The 18,139-nt window shown below is 61.4% G+C and carries 14 protein-coding genes; 3 read left to right on the top strand and 11 right to left on the bottom strand.

What is annotated here, in order from left to right; all coding sequences use genetic code 11:
* Positions 1-15 precede the first annotated feature (15 nt).
* The 6 genes from EM858_RS15055 to EM858_RS15080 form a co-directional block, all read right to left on the bottom strand.
* Positions 16-882: an aldose 1-epimerase gene (locus tag EM858_RS15055; RefSeq protein ID WP_127757112.1), complete on the bottom strand. Its 867-nt coding sequence runs from the start codon at positions 880-882 to the stop codon at positions 16-18.
* Positions 869-2,056 (bottom strand): galactarate dehydratase, encoded by a 1,188-nt coding sequence (locus EM858_RS15060; RefSeq protein WP_127757113.1) that lies wholly within the window; start codon positions 2,054-2,056, stop codon positions 869-871. The genes EM858_RS15055 and EM858_RS15060 overlap by 14 nt, the downstream gene beginning before the upstream one ends.
* A 44-nt stretch (positions 2,057-2,100) precedes the next feature.
* A complete protein-coding gene (locus EM858_RS15065) occupies positions 2,101-3,825 on the bottom strand; it encodes an ABC transporter ATP-binding protein (RefSeq protein ID WP_164865444.1) in 1,725 nt (574 codons plus the stop codon).
* 8 nt (positions 3,826-3,833) lie between these two features.
* Positions 3,834-4,958 (bottom strand): ABC transporter permease, encoded by a 1,125-nt coding sequence (locus EM858_RS15070; protein ID WP_127757114.1) that lies wholly within the window; start codon positions 4,956-4,958, stop codon positions 3,834-3,836.
* A gap of 9 nt (positions 4,959-4,967) precedes the next feature.
* Positions 4,968-5,954, bottom strand: a complete 987-nt coding sequence (locus EM858_RS15075; protein ID WP_127757115.1) for an ABC transporter permease — start codon at positions 5,952-5,954, stop codon at positions 4,968-4,970.
* Positions 5,955-6,074: 120 nt separating this feature from the next.
* Positions 6,075-8,024 carry an ABC transporter substrate-binding protein gene (locus EM858_RS15080; protein WP_035260480.1) on the bottom strand — a complete coding sequence of 650 codons (1,950 nt, stop codon included), beginning with the start codon at positions 8,022-8,024 and terminating at the stop codon, positions 6,075-6,077.
* 294 nt (positions 8,025-8,318) lie between these two features.
* On the opposite strand from EM858_RS15080, the gene EM858_RS15085 reads away from it, so the two are divergent.
* The 3 genes from EM858_RS15085 to EM858_RS15095 are packed head-to-tail and all read left to right on the top strand — an operon-like array spanning position 8,319 to position 10,906.
* Positions 8,319-9,038, top strand: a complete 720-nt coding sequence (locus EM858_RS15085) for a FadR/GntR family transcriptional regulator (RefSeq protein ID WP_065657704.1) — start codon at positions 8,319-8,321, stop codon at positions 9,036-9,038.
* 58 nt (positions 9,039-9,096) lie between these two features.
* Positions 9,097-9,978, top strand: coding sequence for an SMP-30/gluconolactonase/LRE family protein (locus EM858_RS15090; protein ID WP_127757116.1), 882 nt, complete (start codon positions 9,097-9,099; stop codon positions 9,976-9,978).
* Between the two features lie 31 nt (positions 9,979-10,009).
* On the top strand, positions 10,010-10,906 hold the full coding sequence (locus tag EM858_RS15095) for a dihydrodipicolinate synthase family protein (protein ID WP_127757117.1): 897 nt from the start codon (positions 10,010-10,012) through the stop codon (positions 10,904-10,906).
* 90 nt (positions 10,907-10,996) lie between these two features.
* Here EM858_RS15095 and EM858_RS15100 read toward each other — a convergent pair whose 3' ends face one another.
* The 5 genes from EM858_RS15100 to EM858_RS15120 form a co-directional block, all read right to left on the bottom strand.
* A complete protein-coding gene (locus tag EM858_RS15100) occupies positions 10,997-12,649 on the bottom strand; it encodes an OFA family MFS transporter (protein WP_127757118.1) in 1,653 nt (550 codons plus the stop codon).
* Between the two features lie 115 nt (positions 12,650-12,764).
* Positions 12,765-13,109 carry a formate dehydrogenase subunit delta gene (locus EM858_RS15105; protein WP_127757119.1) on the bottom strand — a complete coding sequence of 115 codons (345 nt, stop codon included), beginning with the start codon at positions 13,107-13,109 and terminating at the stop codon, positions 12,765-12,767.
* Positions 13,110-13,180: 71 nt separating this feature from the next.
* Positions 13,181-16,063, bottom strand: coding sequence for a formate dehydrogenase subunit alpha (gene fdhF, locus EM858_RS15110; RefSeq protein ID WP_127757120.1), 2,883 nt, complete (start codon positions 16,061-16,063; stop codon positions 13,181-13,183).
* Positions 16,064-16,067: 4 nt separating this feature from the next.
* Complete coding sequence (locus tag EM858_RS15115) at positions 16,068-17,624, bottom strand: NADH-quinone oxidoreductase subunit NuoF (RefSeq protein WP_127757121.1); 1,557 nt, start codon at positions 17,622-17,624, stop codon at positions 16,068-16,070.
* Positions 17,621-18,100, bottom strand: coding sequence for a formate dehydrogenase subunit gamma (locus EM858_RS15120; protein WP_065657697.1), 480 nt, complete (start codon positions 18,098-18,100; stop codon positions 17,621-17,623). Before EM858_RS15120 ends, EM858_RS15115 begins: the two co-directional genes overlap by 4 nt.
* Positions 18,101-18,139 lie beyond the last annotated feature (39 nt).

Below are 18,139 nucleotides of genomic sequence, written 5' to 3' on the forward strand. Positions count from 1 at the left end.
CGCACCCCGCCCCTCCTAAAGATCGATGGAGAGCCTGATACGCCCCGACAGGCGCTCGCCGGGGGCAACAGTCCCGAGCCCCCGCCCTTCCCGCTGCGCCTGCGGCAAACCAAGCGCTCCGGCGGCCATGGAAACGGGCTCAAGACAGAGATAGCGCTCCATGCGGTGCACGGCGAGATGGCCGAAAACGGGATCGGCTTCGAGCCGTAGTGAAAACCTGTCGAAGTCGACCTGCGCGCTTGACCAATCGGTGAAATGCAATGTGTATCCCGTTGCGGCGGGAATGGCGGGTTTCGGACGAGGTGCCGGCGGCTGGCCGGTTGGCACGTTCTGCGCATCCAGAGGATATTGCAGTTTGGCGTCCGTCCGCGCGTCGCAACCGAGCCCGGCCGCCAGATAAGGATGCCAGCCCAGCGACATCGGCGCCGGCACACTCGCGCGATTGGTTATCGACAGTTCCACGGTAAGGCTGTCGTCTTCAAGCAGGAAAAACTGCTCGGCGCGGAAGGAAAACGGCCACTCTCCGTCAGCCTCGTAGTCCAGTACCAGTGAGACCCGATCCGAAGACAGATCTGAAATCTCCCACGGCCGGCGGTGAGCCGGGCCATGCATGGCGTCAGGCGCAAGCACCGGATGCGGCAGCAGGTCATGGCGGATACCCGCATGGGCGAAGGACCCGCCATAGAGCCGGTTGTGATAGGGAAACAGCGGATATGCGCCGGCCCTCGGCCAGTTGAACGGCTCGAACTCCTGCTCCGTTGTGGGCGCTAGAATATCGCCGTAGTCCGAGTGCCGAAGATGGGTCATCCTGCCACCCCAGGCGGGGCGCAGGCGGGCGGAGAGCCGCCCGCAGGCAATCGCAACCGTTTCAGGCGAAGGCATAGGAGCCGTCAGGCCGTTTCGGCACCCGTCTTTGCCAGTGAACATAGCCATCTTCCTGCATGGCTTTTTCATCCATGTCCACACCCCAGCCGGGGCGGTCGGGTCTCAGCTCCAGATATCCGTCCTTCGGCAGATAGGGGTCGACGACATAACGGGTTTCGTCCTCGCGTTTTTCAAGATCGGTGCCGCCATAAACGTAGCATTGCCCTTTCGGCAGCCGGTATTCGAGAATGCGGAAATTCTGCTGGGCGGCGGAGAAGTGCACATTAACGGCGGTGGCGAGCGGGCCCATCGGGTTATGCGGCGCGATGCTGACGAAATGGGCTTCCGCGAGCGTGGCGATACGGCGCATCTCCGAAATGCCGCCGACGACGCAGATGTCGGGCTGGATGATATCCGCACCCTTCACTTGAAGAAGACGCAGGAACTCATTGCGATTATAGAGACTTTCACCCGTCGCCAGCGTGCAGTTCAGCCCCTGTTTCAGGTCTCTCCACATCTCGATATTTTCGGGACGCAAAGGCTCTTCGAAGAACAGCGGATCGTAAGGGGCAAGCGCATTGCCAAGCTGGCGGGCGGCCGCTGGCTCGAAAATCTTGGCATGGGCGTCGAAGGCGATGTCATAGTCGGGCCGCACAGTCTCGCGAAGCGAGCGGAAATATTCGGCGGAACTGCGCACCACCTCTCCCCAGCGATGGGCGTGAATATCGAGGCGCCACGGGCTGAGCTTGAAGGCCGTGAAGCCCCAATCCTCGTTGAGACGGTCGAACTCCTCCTTTGCCGCCGGCGCATCCGGGGCCGTATAGACACCGGCATAGACCTTGATACGGTCGCGTACTTCACCGCCCAGCAGCTTGTAGACGGGCACGCCCGCCGCCTTGGCGGCGAGGTCCCATATGCAATGGTCTAATGCCGAGATGGCGGACAGACCGAGCGCTCCGGGTGGAAAGCGGTTCTGCTGGAGCAGGAGGTTGTAGAGATACTCAACCCGCGTCGGGTCCTGCCCGGCAAGGAAGCTATAGAGGTAGTCCAGCACCGGCGGCAGGGCGAGATCGGGGCCGTGATTGTAACATTCACCCCAGCCGGTCAAACCGTCATCGGTATCGAGAGCGACGATGACGCGGGGGCGGTCCTTGTCGCGGGTGACGAATACCCGCATGCGATCGATTTTCATGCTTCAGTCTTCCTCATGAATTGCAGCGTGCAGCAGGCCCGGCACTATCGCGCGACGGCCCCGTTCTTGACTTCGGATGGTTCGACGTAGCGGAATCTGCGGGTGCGGTCCCGGTCGCGCGGGTCCGGGCGCGGAATGGCGGAAAGAAGCGCCTGCGTATAGGGATGATCCGGCGCGTTGCAGACCTTTTCGGCGTCTCCCACCTCCACCAGCTTGCCGCGATACATCACGCCGACGCGGTCGCACATGTATCTGATCACGCCGATATCGTGGCTGATGAAGATGTAAGCGAGGCCAAGCTCGTCCTGCAGCCGCATCAAGAGATCCAGCACCTGGAACCGCACCGAGACATCCAGCGCCGAGGTTGCCTCATCCGCCACGATGATACGCGGCTTCAGCGTGATGGCGCGGGCGATGCCGATGCGCTGGCGCTGGCCGCCGGAAAAGGCGTGCGGGTAACGCTCACGCCCGGCCGGATCGAGACCCACCTGCTCCATCAGGGCGCAGACACGCTCATCCAACTCCCTCCCCCTGGCAATGCCGTTGACCAGCAAGGGCTCGCCGATGACCTGCGCCACCGTCATGCGCGGATTGAGCGAGCCGAACGGGTCCTGGAAGACCATGCGCAGTTCACGCCGTGCGGCTTTCAGCTCCGCACCTTCGATCCTGGCCAGATCGACCACGCTGCCATCCGCCCGGCGATAGAGCATCGCGCCGCCGGTCGGATCGTAAAGGCGCATGATGGAGCGGCCCATCGTGGTTTTGCCGGAACCGCTTTCGCCAACAATGCCGAGCGTCTCGCCCGGCAATAGCTTGATCGACACGCCATCCAGCGCCTTCATCTCACCGAAATGCATGGAAAGGTCGTTCACTTCGAGCACCGGCGCGGCCGTGAGATCGAGCGGAGGCCGCGCAAGCCGGATTTCCGCCTTCTGCTCCAGCTTCAGCACGGAGCCGATCAGCATGCGGGTATAGGCATCCTGCGGGCTGTGGAATATCTCATCGACAGTGCCATATTCCTTGGCGACGCCGTGATGCATGACCAGCACGTCATCGGCAATCTGCGCCACCACGCCCATGTCATGGGTGATGAACAGCACCGCCATGCCGTGCGCCTTTTGCAGTCGCGATATCAGGTCGAGGATTTCGGCCTGCGTCGTCACATCGAGCGCCGTCGTCGGTTCGTCGGCGATCAACAGTTGCGGTTTGCAGGCCAGCGCCATGGCGATCATGGCACGCTGGCGCATGCCGCCCGAATACTGGAAGGCGTAGCGATCCAGTGCCTTTTCAGGGTTGGGAATTTCCACCTGCCGCAGCAACTCGATGGCCTCGGCCCGCGCCTGTGCCTTGCTCATCTTCAGATGCAGGCGCAGGACCTCGGTGATCTGGTCGCCGACCGTGTGCACGGGTGAAAGCGACGACATCGGCTCCTGAAAAATCATCGCGATATCAGCGCCGCGCACCGAGCGGATCGCCCGGCTGCGCGGATCGAGTTTTGCCAGATCCAGAGAGGTGCCGTCGGCGCGGTTGAGGATGATCGACCCGGACGCGATGCGGCCGGGGCTGTCGATGATCTGCAGGATCGAACGGGCGGTGACGGATTTGCCGGAACCGCTTTCGCCGACGACGCAGAGGGTCTTGCCGGGATCGATGGAAAAAGACAGATCGTTGACCGCCCGGAAAACGCCGTTTCTGACCGGAAATTCAGTGACCAGATTGCGGACTTCAAGCAGCGGCTTGGCTGGCTTCATGGAGAGAATGTCGCTCATCCGGGGCCTCACTTATTATAGGGATCGGCTGCGTCGCGCAGGCCGTCGCCGAGCAGATTGAGCGCCATGACGGCAATGACGACCGCCACACCGGGCAGGAACAGCCAGGGTGCAGTCGCAATCGAGCGGATATTCTGCGCCTCGCGAAGCAGCACGCCCCAGGAAATGGTGGGCGGCTGAAGGCCGAGACCGAGGAAGGACAGCGATGTTTCCGCAAGGATCATCGCCGGAACCGCAAGCGTGACCGAGGCGATGATGTGGCTCGAAAAACTGGGCAGCATATGGCGGAAGATGATGCGCCCTTCCGGCACGCCATCCAGCCGGGCCGCGGCCACGAATTCTTCGGTCCTGAGCGACAGGAACCGGCCGCGCACGACGCGGGCAAGCTGCGCCCAGCCGGTCAGGGACAGGATGATGGTGATCATCATATATTGCAGCGTGGCAGGCCAACCCTGCGGCAGGGCGGCGGCCAGCGCCAGCCAGATGGGAATGGTGGGCAGCGACAGCACGAAGTCGATCACACGCTGCATGACGAAATCGATGCGGCCGCCGTAATATCCTGAAATGCCTCCCAGAACGACGCCGAGCAGCAACGAGAAGAACACGCCGACAAGACCGATCGACAGGGAGACCTGCGCCCCCTGCACCACGCGGCTGAAGACATCGCGCCCGAGACGATCCGCGCCGAAAAGGAAGAGCGGGCGCGTTTTATCGGTGGATGCCAGCAGGTGGATATTTGTGTTGAACAGGCCGAATACGGAATATTCGTAACCGCGACCGAAAAGCTGGACCGGGATTTTCTTAGCCGTATCTTCGACGAAGACCGCCGCCAGCGTTTCAGGATTGCGGGTCAGCTTCAGCGGATAATAATGCAGCCCGAGCGAGAAACCCTCGGTCGTATCGATGAAGTGGACGCGTTGCGGCGGATGGAAGGTGGCGCGGGCGTTCTGCAACACCGGATCGTTGATGGCGAAGAAGCCGGGCACCAGCGCGACGATATACATGGCGATGGTGATGAACAGGGCGGCCATGGCCAGCTTGTGGCGCTTGAAGGCCCACCAGATGAGCTGCCACTGCGAGGCGACGGCGGCGCGGTCCTGCCGGGCATTGGTGGTCATGGTGATATCGCTCATGGCGCCCTCCTATTCGAGCCGGATGCGCGGATCGACCAGCGCAAGCAGGATGTCGCTGATAAGCGATCCGATCAGCGTCAGCGCGCAGATCAGCAGCACGAAAGCGCCGGCGAGATACATGTCCTGCGCCATCAGCGACTGCAAAAGCAGCGGCGCGGCCGTCGGCAGATTGAGCACGATGGCGACCACCACGGAGCCCGAAATGAGATTGGGCAGCAGCCATGCGATGGTGGAAATGAACGGATTGAGCGCAATTCTGAGCGGGTATTTCGTCAGCAGCTTGAACTCCGACAATCCCTTCGCCCGCGCCGTGGTCACATAGGGCTTGGGCAATTCGTCCAGCATATTGGCGCGCATGACGCGGATGAGGCTTGCGGTGGAGGAGACAGCAAGGATGGCGACCGGCAGCCAGATATGGGCCATGAGGTCGATCATCTTGGCAATGCTCCAGGACGCCGTTTCATATTCCGCGGAAAACAGCCCGCCGACATCGGCCCCGAACTCCACCGCCGCGACATACATCAGCACCAGCGCCAGCAGGAACGAGGGTATGGAAAGGCCGAAAAAAGAAAAGGCAGTGAAGAGATAATCGCCAATCGAATATTTGCGCACGGCGGAGAAGACGCCGATGGGAAGCGCGATGGCCCAGGTTGCGAGAAGGCTGGCAATGGCCAGAACCAGCGTCAGCGCCATGCGCTCCCAGATAAGGCCTGAAACCGGCTGCTGCCACTCGAACGAAATGCCGAAATCGCCTCGGCTGACGATGCCCCATATCCATTTCAGATATTGCACGATCATCGGGTCATCGAGGCCGAAACGTTCGCGCAGCTGCGCCGCCGTATTGTGGTCGATGACTTCGTTGGAAGCGGCCAGTGTGGCGATATAGGTCGTCACATAATCGCCGGGCGGCAGCTGGATCAGGACGAAGGCAAGGAAACTGACGGCAAACAGGGACGGTATCATCCACAGCAGGCGTTTTACGATAAAAAGCAGCATGTCGTTCTCGCAATCACATTGTGCCGCACGCGCCGCGCTCCACTAAGGAGACGGCTGTGGGTGGTCGAAACAACCTGAGAGGCGTCGCCGCGTTACGGCAGCGACGCCCATGTGGCGGTGTCAGCTTGTGAAGGTGAACTGTTGCGGCAGCGCCGGGCCGGGATTGGGCCAGGTCCAGCTGTCGGGTTCCGTTTCCGGCACATTGCGCAGATTGTTGCGGATGATGCCGAAACCGCCCACCGCAAGGCAGAGGCCGATTGTCTCGAATTCTTCCGCCGCAATGTCGAAGATTTGCTTCATCTTCTCGCCGCGCTTGGCAAGGTCGGCCGTCGAGCGCGCCTCATCGAACAGCTTGAAGCGCTGCTTCTGGCTTTCCGGCGGCTCTTCGCCCTTCTGGCCATTCGAGGTGTACCAGAGCGCCCACGGAATGGCGTAACGCGACCCCTGCGGATGGAAGGCGAAGAAATCGCGCGGATCGAGCATCGGGTCGAGACCGCCGGGACCCGGCCAGACGGCGGCATCATGGGCGTTGTCATCGCCGCGTGTATAATAGAGCGCGCGTTCGATGGTGTTGACCTTGATGTCAACGCCGATCTGCGCCCACTGCGCCTTCACCAGCTCCAGCGCATCGACCAGATCGGGATAAAGCGTCGGGATGACGTCGATAGAGAAGAAAACGGGCTGGCCGTCAGGCCGCAACCGCATGCCGTTACCATTCTTCTTGTCGTAACCGGCCTTGTCGAGAAGCTCGTTCGCCTTGTCCGCATCGTATTCGGTGAATTGCCGCGCCAGCTTTTCATTGTACCAGGGATGTGTCGGACGCGGCCCGGCCTGATAGCCCTCGCTCTGACCGAAATAGACGATGTCGATGATTTCCTGCCGGTTGAGCGCGATGGACAGCGCCTGACGGAACGACTTGTCGGCGAACATCTTGCGCATCGCCGGGTCTTTATGGGTGATGTTCAGGTAAATCTGGCACTGCTGCGCGGCAGACGGCACCAAAGTCAGCAGGCGATAGTCACCCTTTTTCATGTTCTGCGACAGGGTCGGCTTGTTGGCGAGTACGCTGATATGGCGCTCCTGAATGTCGATCTTGCCGGAAATGACGTTCAGCATCAGCGATTCGACATCCTGCGAAATGCCGAAATTGATTTCGTCGATATAGGGCAACTGGTTGCCTTCGGTATCGACCTGCCAGAAGTAAGGGTTGCGGGTCATGACCACGCGTGTCGCGCCGCCGGAATAAGGTTCCTTCACCACCCACGGGTCCAGCGTCGGCTTGTCGACATTCGACCAGCGGGACGGAATTTCGATATCGCCGCATTTGGCGCGGAACAGCTCCGTCCAGCTGGAGACGCCCGCCGCCTTCACATCGGCATCCAGCGCCGTGTTATATTTCGGCAGGAACTTGCTGCAATAATGCTTCGGAAACAGCGTCGGATGCTGGCCGAGCGGCGTGGCGAGGTTTTCGAGATAAAGCGCATTCGGCGCGGCGAATTTGAACTTTACCGTGAAATCGTCGACTTTTTCGACATCGACTGCCTTGCCGGCCACGGAAAGCTGCGCTGGCGTCGCGCTGTAAAGCTCCTTGTTCTTGATGCAGTCCTCGATGGCGAACACCACGTCATCGGCGGTGAAGGGGTGGCCGTCCGACCATTTTGCGCCCTCCAGCAAATGGAAGGTGAATTGCGAGGCATCGTCGTTGACTTCCCATTTCACCGCAAGGTTCGGCAGAACCTCGGTGAAATCCATGTTCCAGCGAACCAGCCCCTGATTGCCGACCATGCGCAGGATGCCGTTATGGTCCGACGAACCGCGCAGACCACGACGCAATGTGCCGCCATAGGTGCCGATTTTCTCGTGCGGCGTCACCACCATCGGATTTTTCGGCAGGCGTTCGGCCAAAGGCGGCAATTTGCCGTCCTTTACCAGCGCCTCCAGTTCCGGCGCCTGCTTGCCGGCAGCAGCCCGCGCCGAGGTCCCGATGACGGAAAGGGCGGCCACGCCACCAACACCCGCCATAAAGGTTCGGCGCGTTACGCCCAGTGAAAATGCTTCGCCATCGCGCATCGACAATCCTCCCAAAAAATCACCGGCAGCGAGACGGCTTTCACCGAACCGCGACGGCCCTCCCGGCCAGCCAGCACGCCGATCCTCCATCGGCAGGGGCAGACCATATGGGCGTTTTCAGATGATTACAAGTATTGACAGATTTTTACATCTTTTTTATTTGTAGGCCGGCTTTCAGGATCAGGCTTGAAGAAAAAATCGGTAGGACAGCCTCACAAAAACCCCGGTATTTCTGTTGCGATTGAAATGCAGGAAACCCATTAACTTCAGCGATTTGCAACGGAAGGGCTGCTGATGGACAATCACACTGCATCTGCCGCCGCTCGAGGCGAGACTCGGCTGAGCGACATCATCTACGAAAAAATCGTCGGCATGATTTCGGACGGGCGGTTTCCCGTGAACGAGCGGCTGCCATCGGAACAGAATCTGGCGTCGCTGTTCGGCGCGTCGCGGCCGGTTGTGCGGGAAGCGCTGGAGCGGCTTCGGAACGACGAGCTTATCGTTTCGCAAAAGGGATCCGGCTCCTATGTACGCCAGCAGCCGGATTCTTCCGTGTTGCAACAGGTGCCGGTCGGCTCTCTGGCCGACGTGCAGCGTTTTTTTGAGTTCAGGGCAGGATTGGAGGCTTCCGCGGCTGAGCTTGCGGCGCGCAACTGGCAGGCCGCGGACAGGTTGCGGATCGAGCAGGCGATTGCCGCGCTGGAACAGTGTCTAGAACGCAACGATCTCGGCGCTGAGGAAGACTTCGCCCTGCACGAAGCCATCGCGAAGGCGAGCCATAACCAGTTCCACATCACGGTGCGGATCTGGTTCAAACCCCATTTCGCCATCGGCCAGTCGGTGACACGCAGCCTCAGCCTCAAGCGGACGCCGCAGCATGTGCGCGAAGTCCAGAACGAGCACACGGCAATCGTGGAAGCGATTTTTGCGCGACGCGAGCAGGCCGCGCATGACGCGATGAAAGACCACATATTGAAGGCGCGCGCCCGCATGTTTCAGGGCGTCGGCAGTTAGGCCGCACCCTGCAATGTCGAAAATAGAATCATAAAGGGCGGATGAGGGAGAGGAACCAGTGAGCCAGCCGCATATCATAGAACCGAAGCTCCGTTCCCTGATCGATACCCCGCTGAAGGTCGGCGAATCGCCTGCCTGGGACGAACGAACCGGCGATCTGTGGTTCGTCGATATTCTCGCGCCCGCCATTTTCCGCCTGCATCCCGGCGGAAAACTCGACAGATACGACATGCCCGCTGAGGTGGGCTGTCTCGGCCTTTGCGACAATGGGTTGATCGTGGCGGGCCTCAAGACCGGCGTGCATCTTCTTAATCCCGCGAGCGGCAAGCTCGATCTTCTGTGCGACCCGGACGGCGGGCGGCCCGACAGCCGCCTCAACGACGGAAAAGTTGGCCCGGACGGCCATTTCTGGGTGGGGACCCGCGACGAGGCCGCGACACAGACAGGCAATGCACGCCTCTATCGCATCGCCCCGGATGGCAGCATCGAACGCATCGTCGATGGCGACATGTTCACATCGAACGGGCTTGCCTGGAGCCCGGACGGCAGGCGCATGTACCATTCCGACAGCAGCGGCCTCATGTATCAGGCGTTCGATTTCGATGTCGCGACCGGCAGGCTGGGCCCGGCCGAACGCCTGCACGATTTCGCGCCGGATGAAGGCAGGCCGGACGGTGCGGCGACCGATTGCGAAGGTTGTTACTGGAGCGCCGGCGTTCAGGCGGGACGTCTCAACCGCTTTTCACCGGACGGCGAATTGTTCGAGGTCTACAGGCTGCCGTTCAAGGGGCCGACCATGCCGTGTTTCGGCGGTCCCGACCTCAAGACGATCTACCTCACAAGTCTCGTCACCGAGACGGACGGAATAACCACCGCAGGCACGGTTGTCGCATTCGATGCCCCGGTCGCCGGCACGCCCGTTCACAAATTCTCCATCTAAAGATGACTTTTGATCTTAAGGAACCCAGTTGATGACGACATTCGATTTTCGCCAGGCCCTGCAGGGCATCTCCGGCGTTCCGGTAACGGCTTACGATGCAAGCGGCGAAGTGCAGACCGGTGTCACCGCCGAGGTTTACGCCCGCGTCGCAAAGGCAGGCATCCACAATATCGTTGCGGCAGGCAATACCGGCGAATTCTACGCCTTGACGCCCGCGGAAATTCTGAAGGTTTATGAGGCTGCAATAAAAGGCGTCGGCGGCAAAGCCCCGGTTACGGCGGCGATCGGACGCTCGCAGCGCGAGGCCCTCTCCATGGCGCGTCAGGCAAAAGAAATGGGCGCATCCGCCGTCATGTCGCATCAGCCGGTCGATCCTTTTGCAGCCCCGCAATCGCAGATCGACTATTTTATCGGCCTTGCGGAGGGCAGCGAATTGCCGCTGGTCGCCTATGTCCGGGCGGACGGCTTTTCGGTCGATGACATGGTAAGGCTTGCCAGCCACCCGAATGTCGCCGGCATCAAGTTCGCGACGACCGACATCATGCTTCTGTCGCGCGCGATTGCCGCTTCCGATCCGAACGGCGCTCTATATGTCTGCGGACTGGCTGAAAGCTGGGCGCCTGCCTTCGCGGCGGTTGGCGCGCGTGGTTTCACATCCGGTCTCGTCAATGTCGCGCCGCAATTTTCCCTGCAGGTTCACGACGCCCTGACGGCCGGCGATTTCCCGACCGCACGGAAGATCATCGAAAAGATCGAATTGTTCGAACGGCTGCGGACACGATATCGCAACGGCGCCAACGTGACCGTGGTGAAGGAAGCAATGGAAATTCTGGGGATGAAGGTTGGCCCCGTTCGCGCCCCGGGACTTGCCCGTCTGGACAAAGAAGATCGCGCAACGCTTGAAGGACTGCTTGCCAGCTGGCTTTGATGGACGCCATACCGGCAAGCTGCACGTTTTCGCTTTGATCAGATCATATGCCGGCATGAGCCGGCATATGCTTTCCGGGCAGATGGATGCTCAGCCGAACAGCGCAAGGCTGCTTTTCACGGTAACCCATACGCCCCACAGAAGCGGAATACCGACAGCAACCCAGGCAAGTGCCGCCTTGGTGTCCAGCCCGCCACGCCCGATGCCAAAGGAGCCTGTCGGGCCGGCATTGGCGGCCGCCGTCTTTGCCTGCAGCGTCGCGACCTCCGCATCCGACATGAACCACCTGTCCGAAAGCGGCCGCACGAAGGCATTGGCCACGAGGCCGATCGCCAGCATGCCTGCCAGAATATACATGGTGCTGGTGTAGAGCGCGGGTCCTGGCGCCACGCCCGCCGCGATCTGCGCTTCGCGAATGTAGTTGACGACGACAGGTCCGGCGATGCCCGCAGTCGCCCACGCCGTCAGCAGGCGGCCGTGGATTGCGCCGACGAACTGCGTGCCGAAAATATCCGCAAGATAAGCGGGAATGGTCGCAAAACCACCGCCATACATCGACAGGATGATACCGAAGGCGAGAACGAAGAGCGCCTTGTTGCCCATCGTCGCAAGCGTCGGCGCCAGCGCATAAAGAATGATGCCGAGAATGAAGAAGCAGAAATAAGTGTTCTTGCGGCCGATCTTGTCGGACATCGACGCCCAGAAGAAGCGGCCGCCGATGTTGAAGAGCGAAAGAAGCCCGGTGAAACCGGCAGCAATCGCCGCAATCTGCGCCTTTTGCCCGGCATCGAGATCCGCAAAGCCAACGCCGGGTAAGCCGATCAGCGAGCCCGCGAAGATTTCCTGCAACATGGGCGAGGCCATGCCGATGACGCCGATACCCGCCGAAACGTTGAGGCACAGCACCGCCCAGATGAGCCAGAACTGCGGCGTCTTGTGCGCATCGCGCAGATGCACATGGCGATGGGTTATCATGGCGCTTTTGGCGGAAGGCGCGGTCCAGCCTTCCGGACGCCAGCCCGATGGCGGAATGCGGTAACCGAAAGCGCCCGCCATCATGAAGACGAAATAGATCAGGGCCATGACCACGAAAGTCTGCCAGACGCCCACCGAAACATCCGTCTTGAAGTTGTTCATCAGCAGATTGGCAAGCGGCGCACCGATCATCGCACCACCGCCAAATCCCATGATGGCCATGCCAGTCGCCATGCCGCGACGGTCCGGGAACCATTTGATCAGCGTCGATACGGGCGAAATATAGCCAAGGCCGAGACCGATACCACCGATGACGCCGGCGCCCAGCCACATCAGCCACAGCTGGTGCGTGATGACGCCGACTGCCGCCACCAGAATACCGCCGCACCAGCAGCAGGCGGAAACGAAGCCAGCCTTGCGCGGCCCCACTCTTTCCAGCCAGCCGCCCCAGATGGCCGCCGAGCAGCCGAGAAGAACGAAGAAAAGCGTATAGATCCAGCCGAGATCGGCCACGCGCCAGTTGCACTCAGTGGTGAACAGCGCACCCAGAAGGGTGAGGCTGGAGCAACTGGGGTCCGTGGCCGGCAGCGCCTTCGACAGCGGCAGCCAGAACACGCTGAAGCCATAGGCCATGCCGATGCATAGATGAATGGCAAGGGCCGCCGGCGGCACCAGCCAGCGATTGAAACCCGGTCTTGCGATTATTCGTTCGCGGTCCAAAAACCCGGCCTGCGCCGCCTCTCCCGCTGTCGCACCTGCTACTGCCATTGACATTACCTCCCTCGTGGATGTCTGGACATGTCACGTTCGCCCCGCCGGGCGAACACCGATATCGCCGAACGTCCCCCGTCCGGCCGAAAGTGTGATTTTGCGGTCGCGCCGCTCAAGCCCCTGTGCTTTCCGGGACGCTCGGTTCCGAAAGGGACTCACCCGCAATTGGTCCTTTGCCGCCCGGCGCGCCCTTGGCGTCCTCGCCGAGCCCCACGGCATCGGCCGCCGGATCGTCGGGCCGTTTGATCTTCTTCGAAGCGGCAAGCACAAGCGGCAGAAAATCACCGGCCCCGGCATCCACCATCTCGAAGAACCGGCGTCGCATGCGCGGTTCCCAGAATTTGTTGATGTGGGTGGCGACACCTTCGATGCGAATATCTTCCGGCTGCGACAGAAAGAACGTCGCGATCTGGTTCGCCATTCTCACCAGCTTTTCATCGGTGTGGTTGAGCAACATGACCTCTTCCCCCGCGCCGGCTGCCGGCCGACGCCTCTGTGTGTGACAAGGCCGGGCGCACCCGGCCCTCCTTATTCCGCCGCTTCGAGCTTGCCGCTGATCCGCCGCGAACGGCGGCCAAGCGCATCATATTCCTCCTGCCATTCCGTCGGCCCGTTGGAAGGCGATACCTGCACGGCGGTCACCTTGTATTCGGGACAGTTGGTCGCCCAGTCGGAGAAGTCGGTCGTGATGACATTCGCCTGCGTGCCAGGATGGTGGAAGGTCGTATAGACCACACCCGGCGCCACACGGTCGGTAATCAGCGCCCGCAGCGTCGTGTCGCCCGACCGGCTGGCGAGCTTGATCCAGTCGCCATCCTTCACGCCGCGCTGTTCGGCATCGTGCGGATGGATTTCGAGCCGATCCTCCTCATGCCAGACGACGTTTTCCGTGCGCCGTGTCTGCGCGCCGACATTGTATTGCGACAGGATGCGGCCGGTGGTGAGCAGCAGCGGGAACCGCGGCCCCGTGCGTTCGTCCGTCGCCACATATTCGGTGCGGATGAACTTGCCCTTGCCGCGCACGAAACCGTCCACATGCATGATCGGCGAACCATCCGGGAATTTCTCGTTGCAGGGCCACTGCACCGAGCCCTTCTCCTCCAGATAGTCATAGGAAACACCGGCGAAGCTCGGTGTCGTCGTCGCGATCTCGTCCATGATCTCGGAGGGATGCGCGTAATTCCATGCAAGCCCCATGGCCTGCGCCAGCTTCTGCGTCACTTCCCAGTCGGCATAACCGTTCTTCGGGGACATGACCTTGCGGACGCGGTTGATGCGGCGCTCGGCATTGGTGAAGGTGCCGTCCTTTTCGAGGAAGGTGGAGCCCGGCAGGAAGACGTGGGCGTAATTCGCCGTCTCGTTCAGGAAGAGATCGTGCACCACGACACATTCCATGGCGGCCAGACCGGCCGAAACGTGCTTCGTGTCCGGATCGGACTGGAGAATGTCCTCGCCCTGAATATAGATGCCCTTGAAGCTGCCATCCACGGCCGCATCGAGCATGTTGGGAATACGCAGCCCCGGCTCGTTGTTGAGCTTCACGCCCCAGAGTTTTTCGAAGATGTCGCGCGTGGCATCGTCGGAAATATGCCGGTAGCCCGGAAGCTCGTGCGGGAAAGACCCCATGTCGCAGGAGCCCTGAACATTGTTCTGACCGCGCAGCGGATTGACCCCTACACCGGGGCGGCCGATATTGCCGGTCGCCATGGCCAGATTGGCGATTGCCATGACCGTCGTAGACCCCTGGCTGTGTTCGGTGACACCGAGCCCGTAATAGATGGCGCCATTGCCACCCCTGGCATAAAGGCGGGCAGCCCCGCGCACCTCTTCCGCCGGCACGCCGGTGAAGCTTTCGGTTTCTTCCGGGCTATGCTGAGGTTCGGCGACGAAAGCGGCCCAATCCTCGAATTCCGACCAGTCGCAGCGCTCACGGATGAAGGCTTCGTTGAACAGCCCTTCCGTGACGATGACATGCGCAAGCGCCGTCAGCACCGCGACATTCGTTCCGGGCTTCAGCGGCAGGTGGAAGGACGCCTCCACATGCGGCGTGCGGACGAGATCGATACGGCGCGGATCGATGACGATGAGCTTCGCTCCCTGTCGCAGCCGCTTCTTCAGCCGCGATCCGAAAACAGGATGCCCATCGGTCGGATTGGCGCCGATCACCAGCACCACATCGGACTGCTCGACACTGTCGAAATTCTGCGTGCCGGCGGAAGTGCCGAACGCCTGACCGAGACCGTAGCCCGTCGGCGAATGGCAGACGCGGGCGCAAGTATCGACGTTGTTGTTGCCGAAACCGGCGCGGATGAGTTTCTGGACGAGGAAGGTTTCTTCGTTCGTGCAGCGGGACGAGGTGATGCCGCCGATGGCTTCCCGGCCATATTGGCCCTGAATACGCCGGAACTCCGACGCGACATGGGAGAAAGCCTCCTCCCACGTGACTTCCCGCCATGGATCGCTGATCTTTTCGCGGATCATCGGGTTGAGAATACGGTCCCTGTGGGTGGCATAACCATAAGCGAAGCGGCCTTTGACGCAGGAATGACCGCGATTGGCCTGCCCGTCCTTCCACGGCACCATGCGCACCAGCTCTTCACCGCGCATTTCCGCCTTGAAGGAGCAGCCAACGCCGCAATAGGCGCAGGTCGTGACCAGCGAATGCTCCGGCTGGCCGATCTCGATCACCGATTTTTCGGTGAGCGTCGCCGTCGGACAGGCCTGCACGCAGGCGCCGCAGGAAACGCAGTCGGAATCGAGGAACGCCTCATGCGCGCCGGGCGACACACGGCTTTCAAAACCGCGGCCTTCAATCGTCAGCGCGAAGGTGCCCTGCACTTCCTCGCAGGCGCGCACGCAACGGGAGCAGACGATGCATTTGGAAGGATCGTAGGTGAAATAGGGATTGCTTTCGTCCTTCGGCATCCAGCGGGCATTGAGATCGCCATCGCCGGTACGGGCCGTGACGTGGTTGTCGCCTTCGTAACCGTAACGCACATCGCGCAGGCCAACGGCGCCCGCCATATCCTGCAACTCGCAATCGCCATTTGCGGCGCAGGTCAGACAGTCGAGCGGATGATCGGAGATATAAAGCTCCATCACGCCCTTGCGGATCTGCTTCAGCCGCTCCGTCTGCGTGTGCACGACGAGACCGGGCGCGACTGGCGTGGTGCAGGAGGCGGGGGTGCCGTTGCGGCCCTCCACCTCGATCAGACAGAGGCGGCAGGAGCCGAAAGCATCCACCATGTCGGTGGCGCAGAGTTTTGGAACATCGATACCCGCTTCGCGCGAGGCGCGCATGATCGACGTTCCCGCAGGCACAGTCACCTGCCTGCCGTCGATGGTCAGCGTCACCATGTCCGTTGCGTGGGATTTGGGGGTTCCATAGTCGAATTCTGTCACAAGGGCCATGGTCTTACTCCGCCGCTTCAACACGTGGGGTGGGGGCAAAATCATCAGGGAAATGCCGGAGCGCGCTCATGACGGGATAGGGCGTGAAGCCGCCGAGCGCACAGAGCGAACCGAATTTCATGGTTTCGCAGAGGTCTGCGAGGAGTGCGGTGTTTTTTTCCCGCTCGATGCCGAGCGCAATCCTGTCCACCGTCTCGACACCGCGTGTGGAGCCGATGCGGCAGGGCGTGCATTTGCCGCAGCTTTCGACGGCGCAGAATTCCAGCGCGAACCGGGCCTGATGCAGCATATCGGCCGTGTCGTCGAAAACCACGATACCGGCATGCCCGATCAGGCCACCGGCGGCGGTGAAGGCCTCATAGTCGAAGATCGTGTCGAACAGCGAAACCGGGAAATAGGCCCCGAGCGGACCGCCGACCTGCACGGCCTTGACGGGGCGGCCGGTGATCGTGCCGCCGCCGATATCATTGACCAGCTGCCCGAGCGGCAGGCCGAAGGCGGTCTCGTAAAGCCCACCATGCCTGATGTTTCCGGCAAGCTGGATGGGGATGGTGCCATGCGAGCGGCCGACGCCGAAATCGCGATAAAACGCCGCGCCGCGATCCATGATGACCGGAATGGAGGCGAGCGAAATCACATTATTGACGACGGTGGGCCTGCCGAACAGGCCCTGCAAAGCAGGAAGCGGCGGCTTGGCGCGCACGGTGCCGCGCTTGCCTTCCAGACTGTTCAGAAGCGAGGTTTCCTCGCCGCAGACATAAGCGCCGGCACCCATGCGCACTTCGAGATCGAAGGCCCGCCCGGAACCAAGCACGGATGGGCCGATGATGCCTTCGCGGCGGGCGATTGCGATTGCCTGCTCCATGACCTTGATGGCGTAAGGATATTCCGAGCGCGTATAGATGAAACCTTTCGTTGCGCCGACGGCGAGGCCGGCAATCGCCATGCCTTCGATCAGCACGAAGGGATCGCCTTCCATGATCATGCGGTCGGCGAACGTGCCACTGTCACCTTCATCGGCATTGCAGACGATATATTTCTGATCCGCCACCGCGTCGGCGACGGTCTTCCATTTGATACCAGTCGGGAAACCGGCGCCACCGCGTCCGCGCAGGCCGCTTTCGGTCACTTGCGCAACGATATCGAGCGGCGCCATGGCGACGGCTTTTTCGAGGCCTTTCAAGCCCTGATAGGCGCGATAATCCGCAAGCGACAATGGATCGGTAACGCCGCAGCGGGCAAATGTCAGGCGCGTCTGGCTTTTCAGGAACGGGATGTCCTTCGTCGGCCCGAGACAGAGAGGATGCTCGCCGCCGGTGAGAAAACCCGCATCGAAAAGCGAGGCAACGTCGCTGGCCTTGACCGGCCCGTAGGCAATACGGCCGTGTTCGGTGCGCACTTCCACCAGCACTTCAAGCCAGAGCATGCCGCGTGAGCCATTGCGGACAATATGCACATCGAGATTGCGGCTGGCCGCCTCGCGGACGATCGCTTGGGCGACACGGTCTGCGCCGACGGCAAGCGCGGCGGAATCGCCCGGAACAAAAACGGTGACACTCATCGGCGCGCCTCCGCCAGAATGTCGCCAAGACAGTGCTCATCCAGTCGTGCGTGAAGCTCGCCATCCAGCATCAGTGCGGGCGCCTGCGCGCAAAGCCCGAGACAGAAGACCGGCTCCAGCGTGACGGAACCGTCGGCTGCCGTTTCGTGCCAGTCAAGGCCGAGCCGGTTCTTGATGGTTTCCGCAAGAGGCTCGCCACCCATCGACTGGCAAGCCTCGGCGCGACAGAGCTTTAAAACATGCCGGCCGGACGGGTGATCGCGAAAATCAGGATAGAAGGTCACGACGCCATGAACCTCGGCGCGCGATATATTCAGCGCGGATGCGACGATCTGCTTGGCGCTTTCCGGTATGTAGCCGAATTCTTCCTGCACCGCGTGCAGAATGGGCAGCAATGGCCCCTCCAGGTGGAGAAGTTCGTCAATGATAGCGGAAACACGGGCCGCCTCATCTGCGGCAACCGCACGGATATTCATAAGCCAGTCCTCCCAAACCGACAGGGGCAGGTATGGCGA

This window comes from Agrobacterium sp. CNPSo 2736 (assembly GCF_004005385.1).
Taxonomy (GTDB): Bacteria; Pseudomonadota; Alphaproteobacteria; order Rhizobiales; family Rhizobiaceae; genus Agrobacterium; species Agrobacterium leguminum.